Annotated in this window: 5 protein-coding genes; all 5 read right to left on the bottom strand. The window is 34.6% G+C overall.

Annotated elements, in window-relative coordinates; all coding sequences use genetic code 11:
* Window positions 1–241: 241 nt before the first annotated feature.
* Window positions 242–1864: a UxaA family hydrolase gene (locus B3J44_RS19635; protein WP_286970925.1), complete on the bottom strand. Its 1623-nt coding sequence runs from the start codon at window positions 1862–1864 to the stop codon at window positions 242–244.
* Window positions 1865–2083: 219 nt separating this feature from the next.
* Window positions 2084–3532 carry a tagaturonate reductase gene (locus tag B3J44_RS19630; RefSeq protein ID WP_286970923.1) on the bottom strand — a complete coding sequence of 483 codons (1449 nt, stop codon included), beginning with the start codon at window positions 3530–3532 and terminating at the stop codon, window positions 2084–2086.
* Window positions 3533–3753: 221 nt separating this feature from the next.
* Window positions 3754–4422 carry a bifunctional 4-hydroxy-2-oxoglutarate aldolase/2-dehydro-3-deoxy-phosphogluconate aldolase gene (locus tag B3J44_RS19625; protein WP_286970922.1) on the bottom strand — a complete coding sequence of 223 codons (669 nt, stop codon included), beginning with the start codon at window positions 4420–4422 and terminating at the stop codon, window positions 3754–3756.
* A gap of 12 nt (window positions 4423–4434) precedes the next feature.
* A complete protein-coding gene (locus B3J44_RS19620; protein ID WP_286970921.1) occupies window positions 4435–5457 on the bottom strand; it encodes a sugar kinase in 1023 nt (340 codons plus the stop codon).
* Between the two features lie 111 nt (window positions 5458–5568).
* Window positions 5569–6637, bottom strand: a 1069-nt coding sequence (uxaC, locus tag B3J44_RS19615; RefSeq protein ID WP_286970919.1) for a glucuronate isomerase, incomplete at its 5' end; no start/stop codon positions are given.

Raw genomic sequence — 6637 nt, 5'->3', positions numbered from 1 at the left:
GAAGCAAAATATTTATAGATAAAAATTAGTTATCGAGAATAAAGCTCCAGAGGAGCGAAATATATTTAGGTTGCAAAAAAAACATGTAGCTCCTCTGGAGCTTTATGTTGTAACCGGTTAATCTTTTGCTATAAATATTTTGCTTCTCCGAAGTTTTCTCAAAAAAAAGAGACGCACTACTGTGCGTCTCTACATATAAACCTTTGCCACTTTGTATCTCTGTACCTTTGTACTTAAAAAACTAAAGCGAAACTCCTCTTTTCCAAGGAATAAAATCGTTCTGATTTAAAATTGCAGCTTTAGTTTTAACAGTTCCGCTAGCAATATCTATAATAAATTCAAGCATTTCATCAGACATTTCTTCAATAGATTTTTCACCTTTGATGATTCCACCAGTGTCAATATCTATAATGTCTGACATCTTTGCCGCTAACTCTGAGTTAGAAGATATTTTTACAACTGGCGCAATTGGATTTCCTGTAGGAGTTCCTAAACCTGTTGTAAACAATACCATATTAGCTCCTGAGCCTACCATTGCGGTTGTACACTCAACATCATTTCCTGGCGTGCATAGCAATGTTAATCCTGGCTCGTTAATATACTCTCCATAATCGTAAACACCCGCAATTGGAGATGTTCCTCCTTTTTTAGCTGCTCCAGCAGATTTCATAGCATCAGTGATCAAACCATCTTTGATGTTTCCTGGAGAAGGATTCATATCAAATCCTGAACCTGCATCAACAACTGTTTTCTCGTACCATTTCATCAAATCTAAGAAACGTTTTCCGTCTTCGTCATCAACGCAACGGTTTACTAATTCCTGCTCAACACCACACAACTCTGGAAATTCAGAAAGAATTGTTGTTCCACCTAATGCTGCTAGTTTATCAGACAATACTCCTAAAGTTGGGTTTGCAGAAATTCCAGAGAATCCATCAGATCCACCACACTCTAAACCAATTCTTAATTTAGATAATGGAGCTGGCTCTCTCTTAATTTCATTTGCTTTTTTAATAGCTTCAAAAGTATCTTTTACAACACTACTCAACATCGTTTCGATTGTTCCTATAGATTGCTGATCGTAAATTAAAACAGGCTTTTTACTCTCTGGATTAATTGCATCTAAAGCTTCTTTGAAAATTGAAATTTGAAGATTTTGACATCCTAAACTCAATACAGTTGCTCCAGCAACATTCGGATTATTTACATAACCCGCCAAAAGCTTCGCTAAACTGTGAGAATCCTGACGAATTCCACCACAACCACCTTGGTGTGTGATGAATTTTACTTCGATATTATTGAATAAATTAGCGTCGTTTGAAGCTTCCTGATTTCCTGCGCCACCCGTTTCTGATTTCACTAAAGAACGCAATAATAATTGATAATCGTTTTCTTTAGGTTTCATCAACTCTTTCTCAAAAATATCTTTTAAGATTTCGATGTTTCTATTTTCACAAAATACTAGTGGAAAAAACAACCAAACATTTTCTGTTCCAACTTGTCCATCTTCTCTATGATAGCCCTGCCACGTTCTGCCCTTCCATTTGTCAACATTTGGAGCCGTCCAGCCAATAGTTTCAGTTTTACCCGTAACTTTATCACTTTCGTGTTTTACGTTTGCAGTAGAAAGCAATCCTCCTTTTTCGATTCTTGCACTCGCCTTACCTACCAAAACACCATACATAATGATTCTGTCTCCTACATTAAAAGGAACCATTGCAATCTTATGTTTCATTTTCACATCAGACTCAACGGTAATTGATTGTCCTTCAAAATCAATTACTTCGCCTGCTGTCAGATTTACCAAAGCCACCGCTACGTTATCTGTAGGATGAACTTTTATTAATTTTTTCTGCGTTGCCATAATTAACCTTTGTTCTTTGTTCTTTTTGTTTTTCTCTTATTTTCAACCCGTTGAGTAAAATTAAATTTTACTCATGAGCTTAGATTTAAATCTGTGCAAATCTGCTTTGATCTGTATAAATCTGCGTGAAAATCAATACGCAAAAAAATTTCACGCAGATTTAATTAGATTTTTATTTATTGAATCAAACTATTTCTTAGTCCAATCACCAAAATGGATTTATTTTATTCTTTCTTGAAACTTAGCAAAACCAGCTTCAACTCCGTTTGAATCTATTTCTTCTAAAGCAATCGTGATCGCTTTAGTTAAACCTGGAATTTCAGTCAAATCTTCATCCCAAAAACCTTTGTTTTGTAATGTTAAACGAGCGATTTTTTCGTAATCATCAGATTTCCAAAGGCCGTTGAAGAATGTTGTAATATCTTCACTGTCATTAACTGGTAAATCTTGTCCGTTCCAAGTTCCTTTATAAAAACGAATTAATGCAGCAAAAGCGAAAGTTAAATGAACTGGAAGTTTTCCGTGAACATCAACATAACCTGTTAAGCTTGGCAATACACGAACTTTAAATTTAGAAATTGAATTTAAAGCGATCGAAGACAATAAGTGTTTCACGAATGGATTTCTAAAACGGTCTAAAATCTCTTCAGAGAAACTAGCCAATTCTGCTTTATCCATATTTAAAGTTTCATTGATTTCTTCAAATAATGCTTTATTGATAAAATCACCAGTAAAAGCATTATCAACCGTTTCTTTTACAGTTTCGTTTCCGTAAAGCAAAGAAAATGGCACCATTGCTGTATGCGCTCCGTTAAGGATTCTAACTTTACGAGTTCTGTACGGCTGCATGTCAGAAATGATTTTTACATCTAAATCTGTTTTATGAAATGGAAGTTTTGCTTTTAATTCATCATCACCTTCAATAACCCATAAGAAGAAAGTTTCTGCACTTACAATCAAATCATCTTTATATGAAAGCTGTGCATTGTATTCTTCAATTTGATCTTTCGGATAACCTGGAACAATTCTATCTACCAAAGTATTGTGGAAAGAACAGTCATTTAATAACCAAGAAATAAATTCCTGCTCCAATTTCCAATCTACACAATACTTCAAAATAATTTCTTTTAAAGTATCTGAATTATAATTGATTAATTCGCAAGGAATAATCGTTAAACCTTTATCTGCAGCACCTTTAAAGTGTTTGAATCTTTCATGCAAAAGAACAGTCAATTTAGCAGGAAAAGAAACCGGCGGTTGCATTGTTGGCAAATCTGAAGCGATGTACTCGATACCAGCTTCAGTTGTATTAGAAATAATAAAAGCCAATTCTTCTTCTTTAGCTAAAGCTAAATAATCTTGAAAAGAAGCATAAGGATCAATCGCTCTCACAATATTAGTGATCAACTCTTTTTCTTGAATTTCCTCACCTTTTTTAACCCCTTTCATAAACAAAGTATACAATCCGTCTTGCGCATTGATCATGTTTACTAAACCTTTGTCAATTGGCTGAACTACTGCAATACCAGCATTAAAATCTGTATTTTGATTTAATTTTTGGATTGCATATTCAACAAAAGCCCTCAAGAAGTTTCCTTCTCCAAATTGCACGATTTTAACCGGAAGTTTTTCTGTAAGTCCTTCGTTTGATCTGTTTATTTTTTCCATTTTGATTTTCTACTTTATTGTTTTATAAATAACCATTTACAAACCTTATTTCATTATTTCTGCCTTTTAAATTGTAAATGAAACATTACACCCGATTGAGTAAAATAAAGCCGGCTGTGAGGAATGGCTAGCTAAATTTTTCAAGCGTAATGTTCAATTACAATCTCTAAAAATCTAAAAAAACTTATAAAATAAGGAGTTAGGCATGATTACCCCTTAATCTATTTTCTAATATCTTTTATAATGTCAAGAACCTGTTTCACTTTTGCAGTAAGTCCGTCGAAGTCTTTATTGTCCAGTATATCTTTTGAAATTAACTGTGAGCCCAAACCAACGCAGGTTGCTCCCGCATTTAACCAAGAACTCAAACTTTCTTTTGTTGGATAAACACCGCCAGTAGGCATAATGTTTGTCCACGGACATGGGCCTTTTATCGCTTTAATAAACTCCGGTCCGTAAGTATCAGCTGGGAATAATTTTACGATTTCGCAACCTAATTCTTCTGCTCTTGCAATTTCTGTCAAAGTACCACAACCAGGTGACCATAATACTTTTCTGCGATTACAAGCTATAGCTATATCTTCTCTAAAAACTGGTGTTACAATAAAATTTGCTCCTAAACTCATGTATAATGAAGCAGAAGCTGCATCTGTAATAGAACCAACTCCTAGAATCATCCCTGGCAATTCTGCCAAAGCATATCTGTTTAAAGCTCCAAAAACTTCATGCGCAAAATCACCTCGGCTTGTAAATTCCATTAATCGGGATCCACCGTCATAACATGCTTTTAAAACTTTTTTACTTAGCTCAATGTCAGAATGAAAAAACAACGGAACCATACCGTTCTCCTTCATTGTCTGAGCTACTTCTATTCTTGAATATTTTGCCATTTTTATTTAAAATTATCTTGATACTAATGCAGAACCATCACCATCAATCATATTTTCAACTTCTTTTAAAGTAACCAAGTTATAATCTCCTGCAATTGTATGTTTTAAACAACAAGCTGCAACTGCAAAATCTAATGCTCTTTGATTATTATTTTGATATTCTAATAAACCATAAATTAATCCACCCATAAAGGCATCACCGCTTCCTACACGGTCTACAACAGGAGTAACTTCTTTTACGGCTGCACTGTAAATCGCTTTTCCGTCATATAAAATTCCGCCGATTCTTTGGTGAGATGCACTAACAGAATAACGAAGCGTTGTTGCTGCAATTTTAAGATTAGGAATCAATTCAAACAATTTATCGTAAACTGTTGGAAGTGTTTTTTCGTCCTGATAATTCGGATTAACTTTAGGAATTCCTAACATAAAATATGCTGTATCAATATCTCCTAAAATCACATTGCTGTATTTTAGCATTTCTGGCATAACCTCACTTGGAGTTTTTCCATATTGCCAAAGTTTTGATCTATAGTTTAAATCGCATGAAATTTTAATTCCTTTTTTATGAGCAACTTTAATTGCTTCTAAACAAGCTTCTGCCGCAGTTTGAGAAATAGCCGGAGTGATACCGCTCCAATGAAACCATTCAGCTCCTTCCAAAACTTTGTCCCAGTCAACCTGTCCTTTTTCTATGGTCGACATTGCGCTATGAGCACGATCGTAAACCACATTGCTTCCGCGAGTTCCTGCTCCAGTTTCTAAGAAATAAATTCCTAAACGCTCTCCTCCGTAAACAATGTTTTTAGACTCGACATTCATCTTTCTGACTTCTTTTAATGCAGAAAAACCAATTTCATTTTCAGGTAATCTGGTAACAAATTCAGCATTTACACCATAATTAGCCAAAGAAACACATACATTAAATTCACCGCCACCATACGTAGCACCAAATGCTGTAGATTGCGAAAAACGCAAATGTCTTTCTGTCGATAAACGCAGCATAATTTCTCCAAATGCAACTACTCTACTCATTATTTATATATTTTTTTGCCACAGATTACAATGATTAAAAAGGATTTCATTTAACGAGCCTTGCGTAATCTTTACTCCCGATAGCTATCGGGATTGCGGTTAATTTTTTAATTAAAACTTAAAATATTCTTTAGCGTTGTTGTATGAAATATCAGAAACTAATTTTCCGATCCATTCCATATCGTTTGGAAGTTCTCCGCGTTTGATTTCGTCTCCCAAAAGATTACATAAGATACGTCTGAAATATTCGTGTCGTGGGAACGATAAGAAACTTCTAGAATCTGTCAACATTCCAACAAAACAGCTAATTAAACCCATGTTTGAAAGCGCATTCAATTGTTTTGTCATTCCATCTTTCTGATCCAAGAACCACCATCCAGAACCAAATTGTACTTTTCCGCGAACGCTTCCGTCGTTGAAGTTTCCAATCATTGTTGCCATAACTTCGTTATCAGCAGGATTTAGGTTATAGATAATCGTTTTAGTCAATTTATCTTTGCTGTCTAAAGCGTTTAAGAAAGCTGATAATTTTTGCGCTTGCGGATAATCTCCAATAGAATCCCATCCTGTATCTGGACCTAAGATTCTGTGCATACGCGCATTATTGTTACGCAATGCACCTAGGTGAAACTGCTGCACCCATCCAAACTCATGATACGTTTCTGATAAGAAAACTAAAATAGCGCTATGGAATTTTAAAACCTCTTCTGGAGATAATTCGCCGTTTTCTCTTTTCTTTTTGAAAATAGCATTTACTTCACTTTCTGTAAAGTTTTCAAAATCAATTTGATTTAATCCATGATCGCTTAATTTACATCCGTTTGCATTAAAGAATTCAATTCTTTTTCTTAAAGCAGACTGTAAATCAGCATACGTGTTAATTGCAATACCGGACACATCCCCTAATGTGTCCAGATATGCATTAAAACCATCATTAGCAATTAAGATGGCTTTATCAGGTCTGAAAGCCGTACTCATCTTGATTCCAGTCGAATTATTGGCGAATTTTTGGTGAAATTCTAACGAATCTATTGGATCTTCTGTAGTACAAACCAATTCAGCATTTACTTTTTTAAGAAGGTTTTGCGTGCTGTACGCCTGAGAATTTATTTTCTCAGAAGTTTCGATATAAATTTTCTCAGCCGATTTTTCATTCAATAAATCATAAATATCAAAATAA

This window comes from Flavobacterium sp. UBA4854 (genome assembly GCF_002399805.1).
GTDB classification, from domain to species: Bacteria; Bacteroidota; Bacteroidia; order Flavobacteriales; family Flavobacteriaceae; genus Flavobacterium; species Flavobacterium ginsengisoli.
This window is presented reverse-complemented; position numbering and strand designations above follow the sequence as displayed.

Bases quoted from the DNA above. Each gene is read 5' to 3' on its own strand.
- B3J44_RS19635 (WP_286970925.1), bottom strand. From the start codon at position 1,864: ATGGCAACGCAGAAAAAATTAATAAAAGTTCATCCTACAGATAACGTA.
- B3J44_RS19630 (WP_286970923.1), bottom strand. From the start codon at position 3,532: ATGGAAAAAATAAACAGATCAAACGAAGGACTTACAGAAAAACTTCCG.
- B3J44_RS19625 (WP_286970922.1), bottom strand. From the start codon at position 4,422: ATGGCAAAATATTCAAGAATAGAAGTAGCTCAGACAATGAAGGAGAAC.
- B3J44_RS19620 (WP_286970921.1), bottom strand. From the start codon at position 5,457: ATGAGTAGAGTAGTTGCATTTGGAGAAATTATGCTGCGTTTATCGACA.